General features: G+C 61.8%; 24 protein-coding genes and 1 pseudogene. 7 read left to right on the top strand and 18 right to left on the bottom strand.

Annotated elements, in window-relative coordinates:
* Positions 1–137: 137 nt before the first annotated feature.
* The 10 genes from sucD to sdhC all read right to left on the bottom strand — a co-directional run bounded on the left by sucD (position 138) and on the right by sdhC (position 9,492).
* Positions 138–1,040, bottom strand: coding sequence for a succinate--CoA ligase subunit alpha (gene sucD / locus HGP16_RS10450; RefSeq protein WP_120665619.1), 903 nt, complete (start codon positions 1,038–1,040; stop codon positions 138–140).
* Between the two features lie 12 nt (positions 1,041–1,052).
* Positions 1,053–1,544, bottom strand: a complete 492-nt coding sequence (locus HGP16_RS10445) for a DUF1579 family protein (protein WP_168839931.1) — start codon at positions 1,542–1,544, stop codon at positions 1,053–1,055.
* A 5-nt stretch (positions 1,545–1,549) separates the two neighbouring features.
* On the bottom strand, positions 1,550–2,743 hold the full coding sequence (sucC, locus tag HGP16_RS10440) for an ADP-forming succinate--CoA ligase subunit beta (protein ID WP_168839930.1): 1,194 nt from the start codon (positions 2,741–2,743) through the stop codon (positions 1,550–1,552).
* Positions 2,744–2,770: 27 nt separating this feature from the next.
* Positions 2,771–3,733: a malate dehydrogenase gene (gene mdh, locus HGP16_RS10435; protein ID WP_168839929.1), complete on the bottom strand. Its 963-nt coding sequence runs from the start codon at positions 3,731–3,733 to the stop codon at positions 2,771–2,773.
* A gap of 180 nt (positions 3,734–3,913) precedes the next feature.
* Positions 3,914–5,077 carry a cell division protein ZapE gene (zapE, locus tag HGP16_RS10430; protein WP_168839928.1) on the bottom strand — a complete coding sequence of 388 codons (1,164 nt, stop codon included), beginning with the start codon at positions 5,075–5,077 and terminating at the stop codon, positions 3,914–3,916.
* A 60-nt stretch (positions 5,078–5,137) separates the two neighbouring features.
* Entirely contained in the window at positions 5,138–5,662 is a 525-nt protein-coding gene (locus tag HGP16_RS10425; RefSeq protein ID WP_168840082.1) for a protease inhibitor Inh/omp19 family protein, read from the bottom strand.
* 324 nt (positions 5,663–5,986) lie between these two features.
* Positions 5,987–6,766 (bottom strand): succinate dehydrogenase iron-sulfur subunit, encoded by a 780-nt coding sequence (locus tag HGP16_RS10420; protein ID WP_075853671.1) that lies wholly within the window; start codon positions 6,764–6,766, stop codon positions 5,987–5,989.
* A 17-nt stretch (positions 6,767–6,783) separates the two neighbouring features.
* Positions 6,784–8,640, bottom strand: a complete 1,857-nt coding sequence (gene sdhA, locus HGP16_RS10415; protein ID WP_168839927.1) for a succinate dehydrogenase flavoprotein subunit — start codon at positions 8,638–8,640, stop codon at positions 6,784–6,786.
* A gap of 7 nt (positions 8,641–8,647) precedes the next feature.
* Complete coding sequence (sdhD, locus tag HGP16_RS10410; protein ID WP_168839926.1) at positions 8,648–9,028, bottom strand: succinate dehydrogenase, hydrophobic membrane anchor protein; 381 nt, start codon at positions 9,026–9,028, stop codon at positions 8,648–8,650.
* Positions 9,029–9,093: 65 nt separating this feature from the next.
* The gene (gene sdhC, locus HGP16_RS10405) at positions 9,094–9,492 is read right to left on the bottom strand and encodes a succinate dehydrogenase, cytochrome b556 subunit (protein ID WP_168839925.1); all 399 of its coding nucleotides are present in this window, start codon (positions 9,490–9,492) and stop codon (positions 9,094–9,096) included.
* A gap of 302 nt (positions 9,493–9,794) precedes the next feature.
* On the opposite strand from sdhC, the gene HGP16_RS10400 reads away from it, so the two are divergent.
* Positions 9,795–10,196: a hypothetical protein gene (locus HGP16_RS10400; RefSeq protein WP_168839924.1), complete on the top strand. Its 402-nt coding sequence runs from the start codon at positions 9,795–9,797 to the stop codon at positions 10,194–10,196.
* Positions 10,197–10,202: 6 nt separating this feature from the next.
* Here the strand turns inward: HGP16_RS10400 and HGP16_RS10395 are convergent, their stop codons facing one another.
* The 7 genes from HGP16_RS10395 to tsaD form a co-directional block, all read right to left on the bottom strand.
* On the bottom strand, positions 10,203–10,853 hold the full coding sequence (locus HGP16_RS10395) for a class I SAM-dependent methyltransferase (protein ID WP_168839923.1): 651 nt from the start codon (positions 10,851–10,853) through the stop codon (positions 10,203–10,205).
* An 18-nt stretch (positions 10,854–10,871) separates the two neighbouring features.
* A complete protein-coding gene (locus tag HGP16_RS10390) occupies positions 10,872–11,303 on the bottom strand; it encodes an EVE domain-containing protein (protein ID WP_168839922.1) in 432 nt (143 codons plus the stop codon).
* Between the two features lie 3 nt (positions 11,304–11,306).
* Positions 11,307–11,600 (bottom strand): YciI-like protein, encoded by a 294-nt coding sequence (locus HGP16_RS10385; RefSeq protein WP_168839921.1) that lies wholly within the window; start codon positions 11,598–11,600, stop codon positions 11,307–11,309.
* Positions 11,601–11,666: 66 nt separating this feature from the next.
* Entirely contained in the window at positions 11,667–12,101 is a 435-nt protein-coding gene (locus HGP16_RS10380; protein WP_168839920.1) for a PIN domain-containing protein, read from the bottom strand.
* Positions 12,098–12,397, bottom strand: a complete 300-nt coding sequence (locus HGP16_RS10375) for a hypothetical protein (protein WP_168840081.1) — start codon at positions 12,395–12,397, stop codon at positions 12,098–12,100. The genes HGP16_RS10380 and HGP16_RS10375 overlap by 4 nt, the downstream gene beginning before the upstream one ends.
* A gap of 52 nt (positions 12,398–12,449) precedes the next feature.
* A complete protein-coding gene (locus HGP16_RS10370; protein WP_168839919.1) occupies positions 12,450–13,439 on the bottom strand; it encodes an NAD(P)H-dependent glycerol-3-phosphate dehydrogenase in 990 nt (329 codons plus the stop codon).
* Entirely contained in the window at positions 13,436–14,533 is a 1,098-nt protein-coding gene (tsaD, locus tag HGP16_RS10365; protein ID WP_168839918.1) for a tRNA (adenosine(37)-N6)-threonylcarbamoyltransferase complex transferase subunit TsaD, read from the bottom strand. The genes HGP16_RS10370 and tsaD overlap by 4 nt, the downstream gene beginning before the upstream one ends.
* Positions 14,534–14,617: 84 nt before the next feature.
* Between tsaD and hemC the strand changes: the two genes are divergently transcribed.
* From hemC to HGP16_RS10335, 6 genes are all read left to right on the top strand, one after another.
* Positions 14,618–15,547: a hydroxymethylbilane synthase gene (hemC, locus tag HGP16_RS10360; RefSeq protein WP_168839917.1), complete on the top strand. Its 930-nt coding sequence runs from the start codon at positions 14,618–14,620 to the stop codon at positions 15,545–15,547.
* A 6-nt stretch (positions 15,548–15,553) separates the two neighbouring features.
* Positions 15,554–16,282 (top strand): uroporphyrinogen-III synthase, encoded by a 729-nt coding sequence (locus HGP16_RS10355; protein WP_168839916.1) that lies wholly within the window; start codon positions 15,554–15,556, stop codon positions 16,280–16,282.
* Between the two features lie 80 nt (positions 16,283–16,362).
* Positions 16,363–17,643, top strand: a complete 1,281-nt coding sequence (locus HGP16_RS10350) for a COG4223 family protein (protein WP_168839915.1) — start codon at positions 16,363–16,365, stop codon at positions 17,641–17,643.
* A gap of 15 nt (positions 17,644–17,658) precedes the next feature.
* The gene (locus HGP16_RS10345) at positions 17,659–19,266 is read left to right on the top strand and encodes a heme biosynthesis protein HemY (protein WP_168839914.1); all 1,608 of its coding nucleotides are present in this window, start codon (positions 17,659–17,661) and stop codon (positions 19,264–19,266) included.
* A 112-nt stretch (positions 19,267–19,378) separates the two neighbouring features.
* Positions 19,379–19,864: a TerB family tellurite resistance protein gene (locus tag HGP16_RS10340; protein ID WP_168839913.1), complete on the top strand. Its 486-nt coding sequence runs from the start codon at positions 19,379–19,381 to the stop codon at positions 19,862–19,864.
* Positions 19,857–20,582, top strand: coding sequence for a glutamine amidotransferase (locus HGP16_RS10335; RefSeq protein ID WP_409526829.1), 726 nt, complete (start codon positions 19,857–19,859; stop codon positions 20,580–20,582). Before HGP16_RS10340 ends, HGP16_RS10335 begins: the two co-directional genes overlap by 8 nt.
* Positions 20,583–20,630: 48 nt before the next feature.
* Here the strand turns inward: HGP16_RS10335 and HGP16_RS10330 are convergent.
* Positions 20,631–21,167 (bottom strand): annotated as a pseudogene (locus HGP16_RS10330) (poly-gamma-glutamate hydrolase family protein); the annotation flags it as partial.
* Between the last annotated feature and the right edge of the window lies 1 nt (position 21,168).

Raw genomic sequence — 21,168 nt, 5'->3', positions numbered from 1 at the left:
GTTTACATTGCCGGTTTTCGGGTCCCCGGCGACCGTATTTCGTTCGCGGCCGCCAAGGCCGCAGGTATGCACTTGCGGATTTCGAAACCGGACGGGACAAGGCGGCTGCCGCCCGTCCGGGCTTGCTATAGGTAGGCTCAGCCCTTGAGGACTTCCACCAGGGTCTTGCCGAGACGCGCTGGCGATGGCGACACGCGGATGCCTGCCGCTTCCATCGCTGCAATCTTGTCTTCCGCGCCGCCCTTGCCGCCCGAAATCACGGCGCCTGCATGGCCCATGGTGCGGCCGGGAGGTGCCGTGCGGCCGGCGATAAAGCCGACCATCGGCTTCTTGCGGCCCTTCTTGGCTTCGTCCTTGAGGAACTGCGCGGCTTCTTCTTCAGCAGAACCGCCGATTTCGCCGATCATGATGATCGACTTGGTTTCGTCGTCCGCGAGGAACATTTCCAGGATGTCGATGAACTCGGTGCCCTTGACCGGGTCGCCACCGATGCCGACGGCCGTCGTCTGGCCGAGGCCTTCGTTGGTGGTCTGGAACACGGCCTCATAGGTCAGCGTGCCGGAGCGCGAGAGAACGCCGACAGAACCCTTCTTGAAGATGGAGCCCGGCATGATGCCGATCTTGCATTCGTTCGGGGTCAGAACGCCCGGGCAGTTCGGCCCGATCAGACGCGACTTCGACTTCAGGAGGCGATCCTTGACCTTCACCATGTCGGCGACCGGAATGCCTTCCGTGATGCAGACGATCAGCGGGATCTCAGCTTCGATCGCTTCGAGGATCGCGGCCGCGGCACCCGCCGGCGGCACGTAGATGACCGAAGCGTTGGCGCCGGTTGCGTCCTTGCCTTCGGCGACCGACTTGAAGATCGGCAGCTTTTCGCCGTCCTTGCCGGTCCAGGTTTCACCGCCCTTGGAGGGGTGGATACCGCCGACCATCTTCGTGCCGTGATAGGCAAGCGCCTGTTCAGTGTGGAAGGTACCGGTCTTGCCGGTCAGGCCCTGAACCAGAACCTTGGTGTCTTTGTTGATGAGAATAGACATGCGAGGCCTTTGTTACGAGAGGTTGGAAGACGCGGAGGCAACGCGACGATAGACACCGCTGACGACCTCCTGCCATGTATCGCTGCCGGCGGGCGAGAACGTGACGCCCATGCGGTAGCAGTCTTCATTTTCGAACTGGAAGAGAATGCGTTGTTGACCACGCGGCGAGACGTTGGTCAGGACAAGCTTGTCGTCGATCCATTCGTCGGAGGCCGGCGCGGTGGGCGCAAAGCCCACCGTATCGAACTGATAGAGCTTGTAGGCCTGATCCGCAGCGTCGAAGCCGAGAATGTTCCGGGCTTCGAACGACGTGCTGCCGTCCCGCATCTGCACATAGCGCTGTTCGACGAAAAATCCGCCAAACAGACGCTCTGCCGTGAGCTGCGCGGTTGCCGTTCCTTCCTTCGTCCAGGCCGAAGCCGCGACATGCTCTTCCCCCTCCCAGGCGCCGGCAAAGGCACCGAGGCGAAGATGAGCAGCCGTTGGAGCGAAGGAAGCAGCCATCCCGATCAGCCCTTGACTGCCTTCACGATCTTCTGGGCGGCATCGTCCAGGTCATCTGCGGAGATGACGTTGAGACCGGATTCGTTGATGATCTTCTTGCCGAGCTCGACATTGGTGCCTTCGAGGCGAACGACGAGCGGAACCTTCAGACCGACTTCCTTGACGGCTGCGAGCACGCCTTCGGCAATGACGTCGCACTTCATGATGCCGCCGAAGATGTTGACCAGAATGCCCTGGACAGCCGGATCGGCCGTGATGATCTTGAAGGCGGCCGTGACCTTTTCCTTGGTGGCGCCACCGCCGACATCGAGGAAGTTCGCCGGCTCGGCGCCGTAGAGCTTGATGATGTCCATGGTTGCCATGGCGAGACCGGCGCCGTTGACCATGCAGCCGATGTTGCCGTCGAGGGCGACATAGGCGAGGTCGTGTTCGTGCGCCTGGATTTCCTTCTCGTCTTCTTCCGACGTGTCGCGCAGCGCGCGGACGTCTTCATGACGGAAGAGAGCATTGCCGTCGAAGGAAACCTTGGCGTCGAGAACGCGCAGGCGGCCGTTGGTCATGACGATCAGCGGGTTGACTTCGAGGAGCGCCATGTCCTTCTCGACAAAGGCCTTGTAGAGGATCGGGAAGAGCTTGGCAGCGTCTTCGCGGGCAGCCCCTTCGAGCTTCAGCGCGTCGGAAAGTGCAGCCGTGTTGGCGGCGGTGACGCCCGTCGACGGATCGATGGCGACGGTGATGATCTTTTCCGGCGTGTCGTGCGCGACGGTCTCGATGTCCATGCCGCCTTCGGTCGAAACGACGAAGGCGACCTGACCGACGGAGCGGTCGACCAGGATCGAGAGGTAGAGTTCACGGTCGATGTCGGCGCCGTCTTCGATGTAGAGGCGGTTGACCTGCTTGCCGGCCGGGCCGGTCTGCTTGGTTACCAGCGTGTGGCCGAGCATTTCCTTGGCGTTGGCGACGACGTCGTCAACGGACTTGGCGAGACGAACGCCGCCCTTGGCGTCCGGGCCGAGTTCCTTGAACTTGCCCTTGCCGCGGCCGCCAGCATGGATCTGGCTCTTGACGACGTAGAGCGGGCCGGGAAGCTGCTTGGCAGCGGCGGCGGCTTCGTCGGCGGAGAAGATGGCAACGCCGTCCGCAACGGGTGCGCCATAGGTCTTCAGCAGAGCCTTGGCCTGGTATTCATGAATGTTCATGGGTTTATCCCTGTTATAACGCGGAAATTACTTCAGCGACGGCGCGATGGTGATGCAGGCTTCGCAGAGGCCGGCAACAGCGGCAACCGACTTGTCGAAGGCTTCCTTTTCGGCCCTGTTCAGGTCGATCTCGATGACGCGCTCGATGCCGCCGGCACCGATGACGGTGGGAACGCCGACATACATGTCCTTGACGCCATACTGGCCGTCGAGGTGAGCGGCGCAAGGCAGAACGCGCTTCTTGTCCTTGAGGTAGGATTCGGCCATGGCGATGGCGGAAGCGGCCGGAGCGTAATAGGCCGAGCCGGTCTTGAGCAGACCGACGATCTCGGCGCCGCCGTCACGGGTGCGCTGGATGATTTCCTCGAGGCGCTCGGCGGTGAGCCAGCCCATGGTGACGAGGTCGGTCAGCGGGATGCCGGCAACCGTGGAGTAACGGGCGAGCGGCACCATCGAGTCGCCGTGGCCGCCGAGAACGAAAGCGGTGACGTCTTCGACCGAGACGTTGAATTCCTTGGCGAGGAACAGGCGGAAGCGCGAGCTATCGAGCACGCCGGCCATGCCGACGACCTTGTTGGCCGGCAGGCCGGAAAACTTCTGCAGCGCCCAGACCATGGCGTCGAGCGGGTTGGTGATGCAGATCACGAAAGCATTCGGGGCATACTTCTTGATGCCGGCGCCGACCTGTTCCATGACCTTGAGGTTGATGCCGAGAAGATCGTCGCGGCTCATGCCCGGCTTGCGGGCAACGCCGGCGGTGACGATGCAGACGTCGGCGCCTTCGATCGCGGAATAGTCGCTGGCGCCCGTGAGGTTGGCGTCGAAGCCTTCGACCGGCGAAGACTGGGCGATGTCGAGACCCTTGCCCTGAGGGATGCCGTCCGCGATGTCGAACAGGACGATGTCGCCCAGTTCCTTCAGGCCGGCGAGATGCGCCAGCGTGCCACCAATCATGCCAGAACCAATAAGTGCGATCTTGTTGCGCGCCATTTCGGTGTATCCTTTGCGATCAAAATCCGTGGCGGGACACCGTGAAAGGCATCCACAATAGCCGTCAATCGCATAGACCCAAAGGTCGAAATTGGCAATTGATTATTTTGCGATCAGCAATTTCAATCGGTTAGATCGAAAATTTCTTACGTAAACGTTAGAAATTCTGTCACCGAATTGTTACTCGGCGGCACGCCTGGCCGGAGTCTGCGCCAGATATTCCGCACTGCGCATCTCGAAAAGCCGCGACGCCGTGCGGTCGAATTCGAAGCCTTCCGTCCCTCGCCGCTCCTCCAGAAGATCCTCCGGCATGGCAGCGGCGGACACATAAAGACGGATGTTGTGATCGTAGAGCGTGTCGATGAGGATGATGAATCGCTTGGTCTGGTTGCGCTTGTCCGGCCCGAGCCTCGGTACGCGATCGAGGAAGATCGTATCGAAACGTTCGGCGATGGCGAGGAAATCGGCAGGCCCGAGCGGCGCGTCGCAGAGATCGGCGAAGGAAAAGCGCGCCATGCGCTCGACCGCCAGCGGCACGTGAATGGATCGTCCCTTCATCGGGATTTCCATCGGCAGCGCCTTGCGCCCGTGCAATGCCTGCATCCAGGAGGCGTCCATCGCCATCTCGGCACGCTGGTCGAGCGGGGTGAGATAGACGGGCTGGCTGTTCAGCTTTTCCATGCGATAATCGGTCGGCGAATCCAGCGTCACCACGCCGACATGCTTCTTCAACAGGTCGATGAACGGCAAGAACAGGCCGCGGTTGAGCCCGTCACGATAGAGATTGTCCGGCTCGACATTCGATGTGGCGATCAGCACGCAGCCGAGCGAGAACAGCTCGGAAAACAGCCGCGACAGGATCATCGCATCGGCAATGTCGGTCACGGTGAATTCGTCGAAACAAAGCAGCTCGGCTTCGGCATAGAGATCGGCGGCAACAGGCGGTATGGGATCGGTCTGCTTCGTCTCGCCGTTCTTGAATTTCAGCCGCTGCGCCGCGATGCGATTGTGTACATCGGCCATGAACTCAAAAAAGTGGGCTCGGCGCTTCTTCTGGCAGGGCGCCATGGCGAAGAACATGTCCATCAACATGGTCTTGCCGCGTCCGACGCTGCCGTGAATATAGAGACCCCTGATCGTCTTGGCGGATTTTTTGCGCGCGGCAAACATCCAGCCAAGCGCGCTGGATTTGGCGGCAGGCCGCTTCCGCTTGAGATCGGCAAGCACGCGGTCCAGCATTTTCGCCACATCCAACTGCGCCGAATCCACCTGGAGGGATCCGGACGCCGTCAGCGCCTTTAGCTGTTCGCAGACGCTGAGCGAGTAATCTGGCATGGGCTGCATGGGGAAATATCCACCTGTGCAAAGGGGCGCATCCAAAGGATGCCACCCCTTCAAATAAGCTTATCGGCTGAGGCTGAGCGGCTGGCCGGAGGCGGTCGAGCCGTCAAAACGCGAATCGGCGGTCTTGTAGACCGTACCGATCGTCGAGCCGTCACGATTTTTCAGGAGAACCTGCTTGCCCGAGACTTCCCAAGATCCCATCGCGGTCAATTCGCCCGCGCAACCGCGTGTACCGCCGCGCGAGCCGCTGCCGAGGTTCGTCAGCGTCAGGAACATGTCGCAGTTCGATCCGCCATTGCTGACCTTCCAACTGCCGACCATCGCTTCTTTCGTGACATCCATGGCGGAGGCCGCCATTGCCTGCTGTTGCTGCGCATTGGCCGCATTCGGCGCGCTCGCTGGCGCAGCCGGGAATTGCGAGCCGTTGCCGGCGCCTGCGGGCGGAAGCTGGCTGGATTGTACGGAAGGAACAGGCTGGGCCTGCAGTGGCGGGGCAGAATAACTGTCATTGTTGTATGCCGTGCGCTGGCAACCGGCAAGCGACAGGCCAATCGCCGCAGCCGTCACTGCATATCTAAACCGCATCATCACACTCCTAGTTGATAGTCCACCGCTGACATCTGCGAAGTCATGTTTAATGATGTCCGAATTATCGTATTTCACTTTGGTTAATCAAGTCGATACCGCTACAAATTGCCGTGGGCGATAGCTGGACAAGAATTGGGTGGTTTCAAGGCTATTCCGCCAGCCTCGCCCAAAATGGATGCAAGTGGCGAATTTCGCCATCTTAACCGATCCCATCCGAGACATATGATATCTGGTCTCGCCTGGAGAGCCACTCGGGCGCTTCGGCAAATCTGCCGAAGCATTTTCTCCTCGTTCGCGGTCAAATGACCGGAAACGGCGGGCTTAAACCCGCCGCTCGACCATCATCTTCTTGATTTCGGCGATTGCCTTGGCCGGGTTCAGACCCTTCGGGCAGGTCTGGGCGCAGTTCATGATCGTGTGGCAACGATAGAGGCGGAAGGGATCCTCGAGATTGTCGAGACGCTCGCCCTTGGCCTCGTCTCTGGAGTCGATCAGCCAGCGATAGGCCTGCAGCAGGACGGCGGGACCGAGATAGCGGTCGCCATTCCACCAATAGCTCGGACAGGAGGTCGAGCAGCAGGCGCAGAGAATGCATTCATAGAGACCGTCGAGCTTCAGGCGATCCTCATGGCTCTGCTTCCATTCCTTGGCCGGCGGCGGCGACACCGTCTTCAGCCACGGCTCGATCGAGCGGTGCTGGGCGTAGAAGTTCGTCAGATCCGGCACGAGGTCCTTGACGACGGGCATATGCGGCAGCGGATAGATTTTCACCGTGCCCTTGATCTCGTCGAGACCCTTGGTGCAGGCGAGCGTGTTGGTGCCGTCGATGTTCATGGCGCAAGAGCCGCAAATGCCTTCGCGACAGGAGCGGCGCAACGTCAGCGTCGGATCGATCTTGTTCTTGATGTAGAGCAGGCCGTCGAGCACCATCGGGCCGCAATCGTCGACATCGATATAGTAGGTATCGATGCTCGGGTTCTGGCCGTCATCCGGGCTCCAGCGATAGACGCGGAATTCGCGCGTGTTCTTGGCGCCGACCGGCTTCGGCCAGACCTTGCCTTCGCGCATCTGAGAGTTCTTGGGCAGAGCGAGTTCAACCATGGTCAGTTCCTCTCAGATCAGTACACGCGTGCCTTCGGCTCGATCTTGTGCGGATCGATACCTTCGGCGATCAGGTCGGTGTGAACGGGACGATAGTCGAGCTTCACGTCACCCGCATCGTTGACCCAGGCAAGCGTGTGCTTGCGCCAGTTATCGTCGTCGCGGCCGGCGAACTTACCCTCGGTATAATCCTCGCGGGCATGCGAGCCGCGGCTTTCCTTGCGGGCCTCGGCGCCGTAGATCGTCGTGATGGCGTTGGCCATCAGATTGTGCAGTTCCAGCGTTTCGACGAGGTCGGAATTCCAGATCAGCGAGCGGTCGGTGACCTTGATGTCGGCCATTTCCTTCCAGATCTCCGAAAGGCGGCGGCAGCCGGATTCCAACGATTCCTGGGTGCGGAACACGGCGGCGTCTTCCTGCATGGCGCGCTGCATCTTCTCGCGCAGCGCTGCCGTCGGCGTCGAGCCGCTGGCGTGACGCAGGCGATCGAAGCGTTCCATGATCTTGTCGCAGGCGGCGACATTGACCGGCGGAACCGGTCCGACGCGGTCGATGACCTGGCCGGCGCGGATGGCGGCGGCGCGGCCGAAGACCACAAGGTCGATCAGTGAGTTCGAGCCGAGGCGGTTGGCGCCATGCACCGACGCGCAGCCTGCTTCGCCGACGGCCATCAGGCCCGGCAGCACGCGCTCGGGACTGTTGCTGTCGGCGTTGAGCACCTCGCCCCAGTAGTTGGTGGGAATGCCGCCCATATTGTAATGAACCGTCGGCAGAACCGGGATCGGATCGCGGGTCACGTCGACGCCGGCGAAGATGCGGGCGCTCTCGGAAATACCGGGAAGGCGCTCGTGCAGCACCGCCGGATCGAGATGGTCGAGATGCAGGAAAATATGGTCCTTGTTCTTGCCGACGCCGCGGCCTTCGCGGATTTCCAGCGTCATGCAGCGCGAAACGACGTCGCGCGAGGCAAGGTCCTTCGCCGAAGGAGCATAACGCTCCATGAAGCGCTCGCCCTCGGAATTGACGAGATAGCCGCCTTCGCCGCGCGCGCCTTCGGTGATCAGGCAGCCCGAACCGTAGATGCCGGTCGGATGGAACTGAACGAATTCCATGTCCTGCAGCGGCAGGCCGGCGCGGGCAACCATGCCGCCGCCGTCGCCGGTGCAGGTATGGGCCGAGGTCGCCGAGAAATAGGCGCGGCCATAGCCGCCGGTCGCCAGCACCACCATCTTGGCGGCAAAGCGATGGATCGTGCCGTCGTCAAGGCACCAAGCAACGACGCCGGTGCAGCGGCTGCCGTCATCGGACATGATGAGATCGAGTGCGAAATACTCGATGAAGAATTCGGCATTGTTGCGCAGCGACTGGCCGTAAAGCGTGTGCAGAATGGCGTGGCCGGTACGGTCTGCGGCCGCGCAGGTGCGCTGCACCGGCGGCCCGTCGCCGAAATTCTGCATATGGCCGCCGAATGGCCGCTGATAGATCTTGCCCTCTTCGTTGCGCGAGAAGGGCACGCCGTAATGCTCGAGCTCGTAGACGGCCTTCGGCGCTTCCATGACCATGTACTGCATGGCATCGACGTCGCCGAGCCAGTCGGAGCCCTTGACGGTGTCGTAGAGGTGCCACTGCCAGCTGTCCGGCGTCATGTTCTGCAGCGAGGCGGCAATGCCGCCCTGGGCCGCGACGGTGTGCGAACGGGTGGGGAAGACCTTCGTGATGCAGGCGGTGCGGAAGCCCTGCTCGGCCATGCCGAGCGTGGCGCGCAGGCCGGCGCCGCCGGCGCCGACGACGATCACGTCATAGGAGTGATCGATATACTTATAGGCTTTCCCGTTCTGAGCGGGCCCATTCTGAGCAGAAGAGTTCGGTGCCATGATACAATTATCCTACGAACGCGATCTTCAGAATGGCGAAAAGACAGAGCCCCGCCACCACGATCGCGAAGAACGTGTTGAGCATGAGAAGGACGATCTTGCCGAATTCGCCGTGGACATAGTCCTCGATGATGACCTGCATGCCGAGCTTCATGTGAATGACGCCGGAAATCACCATTAGACCGAAAATGACGGCAACGATCGGGTTGGAGATCGCGTGCACGACTTCTGCGTAAGGCGCGCCGGCATAGATCATCAGGAAGATGACGAAGAAGAGAAACAGGGGAACGTTGGCAACGGCGGTCAGGCGCTGGCGCCAGAAATGATCGGTGCCTTCCTTGGCGGAACCGAGACCGCGGACTTTGCCCAGAGGAGTGCGCATATCCATGAGAAATATCCTTTAAAGCATGATCCCGAAAGGCATCCGAGCGCTTCCGGGAACGATCATGCCAATCAACCCAGCCGGATGACGGTGCCGACGATCCAGACCAGCGCGGTCAGACAGATCGAGGCGACGAGCGTGGCCTTGGCCATCCTGGTCGAGACGGCGGGATCGAAACCATGCCCGAGGTCCCAGACGAAATGGCGCAGACCGCCGATCATATGGTGCAGCAGCGCCCAGGTGTAGCCGAGCAGGATGATGCGGCCGATGATCGTGCCCATGATCCAGTTGACCAGCTCGAAATAGCCCTGGCCGGTCGCGGCGGCGATCAGCCACCAGGCGACCAGCAGCGTGCCGAAGTAGAGCGCGCCGCCGGTGATGCGGTGGACGATCGACATGACCATGGTGGGAATGGGTTTGTAGATTTGCAGATGCGGCGACAAGGGCCGGTTTTGTGTGACGTTCGCCATCAGAACCTCGCGGCGTTACGATACGCTTAGAACCCGGATCTCCGGGGCAACGCGCGCACAGGGACATGCAGTGTGCGTTGCATCATTGCGACCATTAATCACCCGGACGCCTATCGACAAGCACAATTGATGTCTGCTTTGAATTTAATCGATTCGGATGCCTCTGCACTTTAGCGAGCATGCAGAGACGAGCCTCCCATTCCGCGCCGTTTACCATTTCGGCAACCCAGACGTGGACTTGGCTGCGGTCTTGGGGCAATCTGCCGTTAAGATTTCATTAACCGACCGAAGCGGGGCGAATCATGAAGCCGCATCTTTTCAAGGCAGCAGCGCTCGTTTTGGCGGCAGCAGCAGCTCTTCCCTTCGCGCCGGCATCGGCGGGCGACTATCGCCACTGGCATCACCACGATCGCTCCGGCATCGTGCGCCTGCACCAGATTTCGACGCCGCAGCGTGCCATGCAGCAGCAACCGGACAGAATCATTTTCATGGAACGACATGAGGCGGCAAGCGCCGGCACCTATGCCGGCACGGCGGATGTCTACCAGGCCAATGGCGGAACCTATGTGTTGGGCTATGGCGGCTACAATCCCTACGCACATCCCGCCACGACACAGCTGAGGCCGAAGGCGAAAGTCATCGATGTCCGCTATGCCGGCAATCCCTGCTCATATGAAGCGGGCGTCTGCGTTATCAGGCACTAACGGTCTTTAACCGGCAAGAAATCGCCAGACGGTCGTCTTCTTGACCTCGCTATCCTCCAGCGCCCGCGTCACCGGCACTTGATAGGTTGCCTGCGCCTCCAGATGGTCCTTGGGAAGATAGGCCCTGCCGGGATCGCCGACCAGAACCAGCCTCCCCTCACCGGCCAGTCCACGCAGCCAGGGAACGACGCCCGCGGCAAAATCGCGATCATAGAAGACATCGCCGGCAAGGATGACGTCCGCATCCACGGTGCGGCCGATGATGTCATCGCCATTGAAATCCAGAGCGACGCCATTTTCAACGGCATTGAGCCGGATCGCCGTTCCCGCCCAGGGATCGATATCGACGGCAAGCACCTGGCTTGCGCCCGCGCTCTTGGCCGCAATGGCGACAAGCCCCGAGCCGCTGGCAAAATCGAGCACGGTCTTGCCGGCAACGGTCTCCGGATGATCGAGAATGTAGCGCGCCAGACCCTGGCCGCCTGCCCAGGCAAAGGCCCAGAAGGGCGGCGGCAGGCCGATCTCCTCCAGCTCCTCTTCCGTCTTCAACCATAGCTCATGCGCCTCGCTCGCAAGATGCAGCCGGATTTCCGGCACATGCGGCGGCGCCATCAGGCTGGTATTGGCGCGGATGAAGCTTTCCGGATCGGTTTTCAATGAGCCCTACCCACCGAATCAGACCGGCGGATTGTCCAGACCGCCCATGCGGCAGACTTCGAGCCATTCCTCATCCGTCACCGGCTGCACCGAGAGCCGCATGGAGGTGACGAGCGCCATCTGCGAAAGCTTCGGATTGGCCTTGATGTCCTTGAGGGTCACCGGATTCGGCATGTCACGGACGGCGCGGATGTCGACGCATTCCCAGCGCGGATCGTCCTTGGCGGTCGAATCGGGATGCGCCAGCGCGCAGACCTCGACGATGCCGACGACCTCGAGCCCGTCATTGGAATGGTAGAAGAAGCCCTTGTCGCCGATCTGCATGGCCCGCATGTTGTTGCGGGCGAGATAGTTGCGCACGCCGGTCCACTCGGTGCCTTTTGCCGCCGCTTCCTTCTGCTGCTGCCAGGACCAGGAGGACGGCTCGGATTTATAAAGCCAGTGCGCCATATCTCATGCCTCCGGATTGTTGAAGACCCAGTTGAACGGCTTGATTTCGACGCTCTCGAACAGGCCGGCCTTCGTATAGGGATCGGCATCGGCAATCACCTTCGCCGCCTCGACGCTCTCGGCATTGACGACCACGAGGCTGCCGTTCGGCTTGCCTTCGGCGTCCAGGAAAGGACCCGCCATCTTCAGCGTCCCTTCGGCATTGAGCTTGTTCAGATGCTCCAGATGCGCCGGGCGCGTCTCCATGCGCACATTCAGATGACCGGGCTTGTCCTTGCAGACAAAGGCAAACAGCATGTTTTCATTCTCCTAAGAAAATCGAAATCTATGGATGGCGATGGATAAAGCCTTACTGGCGGCAGGTCATCTTGTTTCTGCGCGAAGGGGATTGATGATATCCAGACCCCAAAAGTCTTTTTCGTTGTCCGTGGCCAAAACACAATCATTCACGACCGCTATAGAGGCGATAATCATATCAAAGGCGTTTCTTGGGCGCCCAATCGACCGCCCTTCGGCCATGAGTTGTGCCCAGACCAATCCAGCGCGCTCGTCAAAAGGAAGGATTCGGCCGGCAAATACTACCTGCGGCCCTGCAGGGCTTGAAAACCATGCTTCCAGCAAACTGCGCCTGCGACCCATCGGCATGATCAAAATACCGCGTCGAATCTCGGCCACCACGAGAGATGGAACAAATAAATCATCATCCGCTTGCTCCGCATACCATGCCAGAAGCGCCCGCGAAGGCTCCGGCTTGATCGCATTGCTAACAATGTTGGTATCCAGCAAGTAGCGAGTCACAAATCGATCTCACGCGGCTCGGTCCGCAGCCGTTCGAGATCCAGTTCAGCATCTTCGAGAGGAAAACTTCTAAGCGCAGCAATGACACCGCCCTTTTTTGAAGGCTCTTTCGAGATCGTCTTAGTAACGACATCACGAATGCGGGCCGCTTCGGCACCATCCTCTGCCAAATGCCGTGCCAGCGATCGAAGGAGCGCCTTATCCTCATCAAGCCCCAACACCTCGAATCGCGCCAGACCGCGCTCGCCGAGGCGGGAACGATAGTTCTGGATTGCGCGTTTTTGCGAGCTGGTCATCATGGCCTCCTATATATCCAGTAATATATCCAGAGCACCGTTGATATTCAAGTTATTCCGTGGTGATCGGCCGCGTCATTAATTGCCCGATGGCTGTGGCTATGTCGAGCTTGCCGTCGATGATGGCGGATACCGCGTCGGTAATCGGCATGTCGATGCCGACTTCGTGGGCGAGCCGTGCGGCGATGGAAGCCGCATAGGCGCCTTCGACCAGCGCGCCGTGCGTCGGATCGGCAGCCTTGCCTTCACCGAGCGCGATGCCGAATCGCAGGTTGCGGGATTGATGGCTGGTGGCTGTCAGCACGAGATCCCCGAGGCCTGAAAGGCCGCGCACGGTTTCAGCCTTGCCGCCCTTGGCCGCGACGAAGCGCGACATCTCGGCAAGGCCGCGGCTGATCAGCGCCGCCCGCGCGGAATCGCCGATGCCCCGGCCCTCGACGATGCCGCAGGCGATGGCGAGAACATTCTTCAAGGCACCGCCGAGCTGCACGCCAATGCGGTCATTCGATGCATAGAGACGAAAAGTCGGGCCGGAAATCGCCTGCGCAAGCCTTTCGGCAACGGCGATGTCGGCAGCGGCAATCGCCATGGCTGTCGGCAGCCCCCTGGCGATATCGGCGGCAAAGCCGGGCCCGGAGAGAACGGCGATGGCATGCTGCGATAATTCCCGCTCCAGCATGTCGGTCAGCAGATCGCCGGAAACCTTGTCGATACCCTTGGCACAGGTGACGACGACGGCATCCTTGGCAAGATACGGGCCATAATGGCGGGCGGCGTCGGCCTGCGCCTGCGAGGGCATGGCGAAAAGGACGATGCCGGCATTGGAAACGGCATCCGCCTCGGCCGAAAACTGCAACGAATCCGGCAGCTCGATCCCGGGCAGCACGGCATCATGCATGCGATCGGCGGCGAGATCCGCCATCAAACCGGCTTTCCGCCCGACGAGGGTGACCTCGCTGCGGCCGGTCAATGCGATGACGGCTGCGAGCGCCGTGCCGAAAGCGCCGGCGCCGATGACTGCGATCCGCTCATTGCCGCTCATGCCTTCGCTCCTCGTTTGCCGTGTCCGAGCAGAGTTTCCGCCTTCTGATCCAGCGGCCAGCGCGAACGTGGCTGCACGTCGAGATCGTCAGGGGCCGCACCCGTCGCCATGCGCTCCAGGCCTGCCCAGGCGATCATGACCGCATTGTCCGTACACAATCTCAATGGCGGCGCGATGAAGCGGAAGCCGTTGGCATCGCAAAGCTCCTGCAGCGTGCGGCGCAGCTCGAGATTGGCGGCGACGCCGCCCGCCACGACAAGCGACGGCTTTTCCTCGGTCTTCGGGAATTCCGTCTTGAAGCGCTGCAGGCCACGGCCGATCCGGTCCTTCAAGGTGCGCGAGATCGCCTTCTGGAAGGAGGCACAGATATCGGCGATATCCTGCTCCGTGACCGGCGCGATCGCCGTTGCCGCCTGTCGCACGGCCGTCTTCAGACCGGAAAAGGAAAAATCGAGGCGCGCTTCGCCGACCAGCGGTCGCGGGAGATCGAAGCGATCCGGATTGCCGTTTTTCGCGGCTGCCTCCACGGCCGGGCCACCGGGATAGGGTAATCCCAACAGCTTGGCCGTCTTGTCGAAGGCTTCGCCGAGAGCATCGTCGATGGTCGTGCCCCAGCGCTCGTATTTGCCGACACCGCGCACCAGGATCAACTGCGTATGGCCGCCGGAAACGAGGAGCATGAGATAGGGAAAAGCGAGCCCGTCGGTCAGCCGCGCCGTCAGGGCATGGCCTTCCAGATGGTTGATGGCGTATAATGGCTTGCCGGTGGCGCGCGAGATCGCCTTGCCAGTCATCAATCCGACGAGCAGGCCGCCGATAAGGCCCGGGCCGGACGTGGCGGCAATGGCATCGACGTCTGAGAGCGACACATTGGCGCGTTTCAATGCCTCGTCGATCAGCGTATCGAGCGCCTCGACATGCGCCCGCGCGGCAATTTCCGGCACGACGCCGCCATAGGCGCTATGCTCGTCCAACTGGCTGAGGACGACATCGGAACAGACCGTTGGCGTGCCGTCATCCCGGCGCTCGACAATGGCCGCGGCGGTTTCGTCGCAGCTTGTTTCGATGCCGAGAATACGAAGAACGGATGCCATTGAGATTGTTCGTTGCCTATAGGTCGATTGCGGTAAAGCGGAAATATGGTTACGGGAACTGTCGGTAACAACGGATCAAAGCGGATGCAAACAAAACCTTTCCGGATCGGCACGCGCGGCAGCCCGCTGGCGCTTGCCCAGGCGCGAGAAGCACGCGACCGCTTGATGGCGGCCCATGGCCTTCCGGAGGAGATGTTCGAAATCGTCGTGCTCACCACCAAGGGCGACCGCATCACCGACCGCTCGCTGGCGGCAATCGGGGGCAAGGGCCTGTTCACGGAAGAGCTGGAAGAGAAGCTGACCTCGGGCGAGCTCGATTTCGCCGTGCATTCGGCCAAGGACATGGCGACGAAGCTGCCGCAAGGCTTGGCGCTCAATGCCTACCTGCCGCGCGAGGACATTCGCGATTCCGTCATCGGCCGCACCGCGCCGAGATTGATCGAGCTGCCGCATGGCGCAACCGTCGGCTCGGCATCGCTGCGCCGTCAGGCGCTGATCCGACGCCTGCGGCCGGATATCAACGTCATTACCTTTCGCGGCTCGGTGCAGACGCGCCTGCGCAAATTGGAAGAGGGACAGGCCGACGCGACCTTGCTGGCGCTCGCCGGCCTGAAGCGGCTCGGCATGGTCGAGGTCATCACCGATATTCTCGACCCCGATGAATTTCCGCCCGCGCCCGCGCAAGGCGCGATTGCCATCGAGAGCCGGATCGACGATATCAGGATGAACGACCTGCTCGCCGCCGTCAATGACGGGCCGACCTTCGACGCCGTATCCTGCGAACGCGCCTTCCTGGCCGCGCTTGACGGTTCCTGCCGCACACCGATAGCCGGCTACGCAATTTGCGAAGGCGATCATCTGCGTTTCTTCGGCATGATCCTCACCCCGGATGGCAAGCAGGTGCACACGACCACCATCGAAGGTCACCGCCGCGATGCCGAGGCGCTCGGCGTCAACGCCGGCCAGGCGATCCGCGCCGAGGCCGGCAGCACCTTCTTCGAAGACTGGACCTGACGAAAGATGCGCGTCGTCGTCACCCGCCCCCGGCATTCGGGTGAACGCACTGTGCGGCGACTGACGCAGATGGGGCACGAAGCCTTCCTGCTGCCGCTCGCGGAGCCTGTTCACCATACAGAAGAAGCGGGGCGCGCGCTCCTGAGCACGCAGGGCGCCATCGCCGTCACCAGCGCCGAAGCAATCCGGGCGCTTGCACCACTAGGCCCCGATCTGGCGCCGCATCTCAGTCGCTCCCTCTTTGCTGTGGGAAAGGCGACCGCCAACGAGGCGGCTGATCTCGGCTTCAGCAATATCGCCATGTCCGAAGGTGGCGGTGCCGAGCTTGCCGACTTGATATCGGGCCATCCGGACAGCCTTGGCGGGGTCCCCCTCCTCTACCTGGCCGGCTCCCCTCGTGCGCCCGGTTTCGAAGCCGGATTGACGGAGTTGCGCCTGCCGTTCTTCACCGTGGAATGCTATCGGATGCGAGACATCGCTCCCGATAGTGCCGTTCTTCGCCGACTTTTTACAGACGCCCGCGCCGATGCCGTTCTGCTTTACTCCCATCAAACGGCGCAGCGCTTTTTCGACCTGCCCTTCATCTGGGGAAATTCCGAAGCCTTTGCCGAGACCCGATTCCTCTGCCTGAGCGAGGCCATCGCCGAGGCTATTCCGGCGCGGACACATTTTCGGGCCGATATCGCCGACACGCCGAATGAAGACCGACTTCTGGCGCTTCTGGCCCATGAGTAACGCCGCAATTTTGATCTAAGGCCTTTCCATAATCGTCTTGTCTGTCTAACTTCGTTGCAGCGCATGATAAAGAGGACCTCATGGTATCGCGAAAACCGCCTAACCATTCGAAGCCCAACGACGAACCGGTCACTATCGATCTGGAAGCCGAAAAAACAGCGCAGGACGCAGCTCCCGAAGACGTGACGGAGAGCAGCCACGATGAAATCGGCACCTCCTCCGCCAATGAAGTGGAAATGCCGCTCGAAACGGACAAGGAGCCGCTGCGCGAGGAACTTCAGGAGCCGGCCGCAGCTCCTGCGCCCGAAGAGCCTCAAGCGACGATGGCACGACAGGAAAATCCTGCGTCTTCCGATGCCGAACGCTCACCCCACCTCGAACGCCCGCAGTCTCGCGAAGGCTCGACCTCGGGCCTCATCGCAGCCGGCATCGTCGGCGGCTTAATTGCCCTCATCGGCGCCGGCGCATTGCAATATGCCGGCCTCCTACCCGGCGGCCGCGCCGCCAAGGAGAGTTCCGCTGATATGGTCGCATTGAATGCGGAGATCGACGGCCTCAAGCAGAGCATCGCCAATCTCGCGGCCGCGCCGGCGGCCAAGCCTGACGAGACCCTTGCAGCCCGCGTCGCGGCGCTTGAGACGAGTGCCGCCAATGGCACCTCGACGGCGGGATCGGGCGAAGCCGCGGGCACGGCATCCAATCAGAAGATCGCCTCGCTGACTGGTGAAGTCGAGCAACTGAAGGCGGATCTCAGCAAGGCAACCCAGAGCCAGGCCACCTCCGATGCGGAGGTCAGCAAGCGCCTCGACGACGCTGAAAAGAAGCTGAGCGGACCGAGCCAGGAAAGCGCCGTTGCCCGCGCCATCGCCGCGGCTGCCTTGAAGGCGGCGATCGATCGCGGCGGCCCCTTCCAGCCCGAGCTCGACACCTTCGCCAACGTCGCGCCGGATGATCCGGCCGTCGCCGATCTCAAGAACTTCGCCCAGACCGGAGTTCCCTCCCGCGCCGACCTGATCCGTCAGGTTTCCGATGTCGCAACCGCAATCGTTGCGACGACGCAGACCGACGATCCGAACCAAAGCTGGAGCAGCCGCCTAATGTCGGGCGCCAAATCGCTGGTCCAGGTTCGCCCAGTCGGCAATGTCCCCGGCGACGGCATCGATGCCATCGCCGCCCGCTTCGAGGACAAGGTTCGGAACGGTGATCTGCCTGGCGCAGTCACCGAGTGGAACAGCTTGCCCGATGCGGCAAAATCGGCTTCCGCCGCCTTCAAGCAATCGCTGGAGGCCCGCATCCGCGTCGAGGATCTGGTGAGCGACGCCTTGTCAAAGGCGATCGCCAATACCGGGAAACAGAACTAAGGACGGAGCGCAGCAATGATCAGACTGCTTATCTTCGCCATTCTCGTCCTGGCTCTCGGCTATGGTTTTTCCTGGCTGGCGGATCGTCCCGGCGATCTGTCATTGGTTTGGGGAGGCCAGCTTTACCAGACCAAGCTGATCGTCGCCGCCGCGATCCTCATCGCGCTTGTCTCGGCCGTGATGATCCTCTGGTGGTTCGTGCGGCTGATCTGGACTTCGCCGCACTCCGTCACCCGCTATTTCCGCGCCCGCAAGCGCGATCGCGGCTATCAGGCGCTTTCGACAGGCCTGATCGCCGCCGGCGCCGGCAATTCGCTGCTCGCCCGCAAGATGGCGGCCCGTACCCGCGGCCTCATTCGCGCCGATCAGGAACCGCTCATCAATCTGCTTGAAGCGCAGGCAGCATTGATCGAAGGCAAGCATGACGAGGCCCGGCAGAAATTCGAGCTGATGGCCAATGACCCCGAAACGCGCGAACTCGGGCTGCGCGGCCTCTATCTCGAAGCCAAGCGCCTCGGCGCGCATGAAGCGGCGCGGCAATATGCCGAAAAGGCGGCCGATCAGGCCCCCTACCTGCCCTGGGCGGCGCAGGCCACACTGGAATATCGCAGCCAGGCCGGCCGATGGGACGATGCCATCAAGCTGCTGGACCAGCAGAAGGCTGCCCATGTCGTCGACAAGACCACGGCCAACCGTCAACGCGCCGTGCTGCTGACGGCTCGCGCCGACGACAGGCTGGAGAGCGATCCGGCCGGCGCGCGCGACGATGCGCTGGCGGCACTCAAGCTCGTGGACGATTTCGTGCCCGCGGCGCTGATCGCCGCCAAGGCGCTCTTCCGCGAGGACAAGGTGCGCAAGGCCTCCTCCACCCTCGAGCAGGTCTGGAAGGCACATCCGCATCCCGAAATCGGCAGAGCCTATGTACGAGCCCGCAGCGGCGATTCCGTCACCGACCGCCTGAAGCGCGCCGAACGGCTGGAAGCCATCCGCCCGAACAATGTCGAAGCGCTGCTGCTGACCGCGAAGGCGGCGATGGATGCCCGCGATTTCGGCAAGGCCCGCGCCAAGGCGGAAGCAGCCGCGCGGATCGATGCGCGCGAAGGCGCCTTCCTGCTTCTGGCCGATATTGAAGAAGCCGAAACCGGCGATCAGGGCCGCGTCCGGCATTGGATGGCGCAGGCATTGCGCGCACCGCGCGATCCGGCCTGGGTTGCCGATGGTTTCGTCTCGGAAAAATGGCTGCCGCTGTCGCCGGTCACAGGTCGTCTCGACGCCTTCGAATGGAAAGCGCCCTTTGGCCAGATCGAGGGGCCGGTGGAAGAGGGTTCGACTGTTTCGGTGGATGCGGCGCTGAAGTCGCTCCCACCGGTACGCGAGGCTGCTTCCGCAACCTCGGCGGAAAAGCCAAGTTCACCGAAAGTTGCATCGCCGGCGCGCGATACATATGTCATGGAATTGGAGCCCGCCGTGGCGAAGCCCGCGCCGGGCGCACCCGGAGCAGCGCCGCAACCGGCGCAGCAGGATGCGGAACCGCGGCCTTTCTTCGGCGGTGCGCCGGACGATCCGGGCGTCAAGGATCGCAAACTTGAACCGGAACCCAAGACACGGCTCAAGTTGTTTTAGAGCAATTCCAGCAAAGTGCGCAGCGGTTCTGCGTCTGGAATTGCGTGAGGACAAAACGATGGAGCATGGTGACCCAAGCACCTTGCTCGCCCTGCTTTGAGAATGGAAACGGATGTTTGAACGCTTTCAGGAATTTCTTCATAACCTGACCCAGGACCACCCCAGATCCGGCTTTGCTCCCGATGACCCGCGCGTTGCGGTCGCGGCGCTCTGCATCCAGGTCATGGAGGCGGACGGCAAGATCGAGAACAGCGAGAAGAAAAGGCTGCGCAAGCTCCTGAAAGACCAATATGGTCTCGATGGCCGCCAGCTCGACGCGCTGATCGCCGCCGGCAAGGAAGCCGAAAGCGAGGCCGTCGATTATTATCGCTTCACCTCGGATCTGAAGCGTCATCTCGACGGCACCCAGCGGTTGGAATTGCTCGGCATACTCTGGGATATCGTCTATGCCGATGGCGAGCGCAGCGAGATGGAAGACCACGCCATCTGGCGCATCGCCGACCTCATGGGCATTTCCGACCGCGAGCGCATCATGAAGCGCCAGGAAGCAGCCGCACGCGCACCCGGTTCCAGGGTAGAGACAGGCAATGATGATTGAAGCGTCGAGGAGCGCCGGCCGGCCGATATTGATCGTTCTGCATCAGGAGCGCTCCAGCCCCGGCCGCGTCGGCCAGATGCTGCTGGAGAAAGGCTACGATCTCGATATCCGCCACCCGGTCCTCGGCGATCTGCTGCCTTCCACGCTTGAGGCGCATGCCGGCGCAGTCGTCTTCGGCGGCCCGATGAGCGCCAACGACCCGGACGAGTTCATCAGGGCCGAGACCGATTGGCTGAAGGTTCCCCTCAAGGAAAACCGCCCCTATCTCGGCATCTGCCTTGGAGCACAGCTGCTCGCCCGCCATCTCGGCGCCAAGGTCAAGGCCCGCGACGACGGCAAGACCGAGATCGGCTGGTATGCTCTGCAGCCGACGGAAAAGGGCCGGCTACTGATGCGCTGGCCGCAGATGGTCTATCATTTTCATCGCGAAGGCTTCGAGCTGCCGCATGGCGCCGACCTGCTGGCGACGGCCGAGACCTATCCCAACCAGGCCTATCGTTACGGTGCCAATGCCTGGGGCCTGCAATTCCATGCCGAACTCACCCGCGCCATGATGCAGCGCTGGGTCGTGCATGGCGAACATCGCTTCTGCATGCCGAACGCCCAGCATGGCCGCGAGCATCTGGAAGGCCGCATGATCTTCGACGCCGCGCTCAAGGCCTGGCTGTCGGAATTCCTCGATCTCGTCTTCGAGGGCAAGCAGGCGATGGCGGCCTAAAGATCCTCGCCTGACGAAAGCGCACCGCCTCAGCTTTTCCGCATCCGCCATGAGAGCATCCCTCACGCCTCTCGGGATCTCGATCTGCACGCCGGCACGCCGCTTGCCGCGATTGCAGATATTGCCGGCGGACGTTCCGGCGAGCGCCTCCCCTTTCGCTCTTGCGACCGCAGCAAAACCATTCCGGCATAATGCCTCCGCAATCCGATTACGCAACAAGAGCTCGAGGCCACCGACCCAGCTCGTCTCCGGATCGTCGCGATCCGCCCGGCCATGGATGGCGACGACGACCGATGACTTGGTCAAAAGGCTGCCGGCCGCTGGCTCGTCGAAGTTGTCGGAGGTGATATGCAGCTCGTGATGGAGCCTCGCCGGATCAAGTCCCTCGAAGCAATAAAGGGAAAGGCTCGCGCCCGCGATCGCAAGAGCGATCTGCGACGTGGCGGGCTCTATGAAGCCGGCATGCGGAGCGATGATAGCGACATTTGACGATCGATCCTCGATGCGGATGCTATAGTCGACGCCTTCGGTCTCATGCCCGCAAAGCGCCGAAAACGAACCATACCGATCCGGCTGCCTTGTCATA

It is taken from the genome of Rhizobium sp. P40RR-XXII (genome assembly GCF_012641405.1).
GTDB lineage: Bacteria > Pseudomonadota > Alphaproteobacteria > Rhizobiales > Rhizobiaceae > Rhizobium.
The sequence above is the reverse complement of the archived record's forward strand: the minus strand, read 5'-3'. Positions and strand labels throughout refer to the sequence as shown.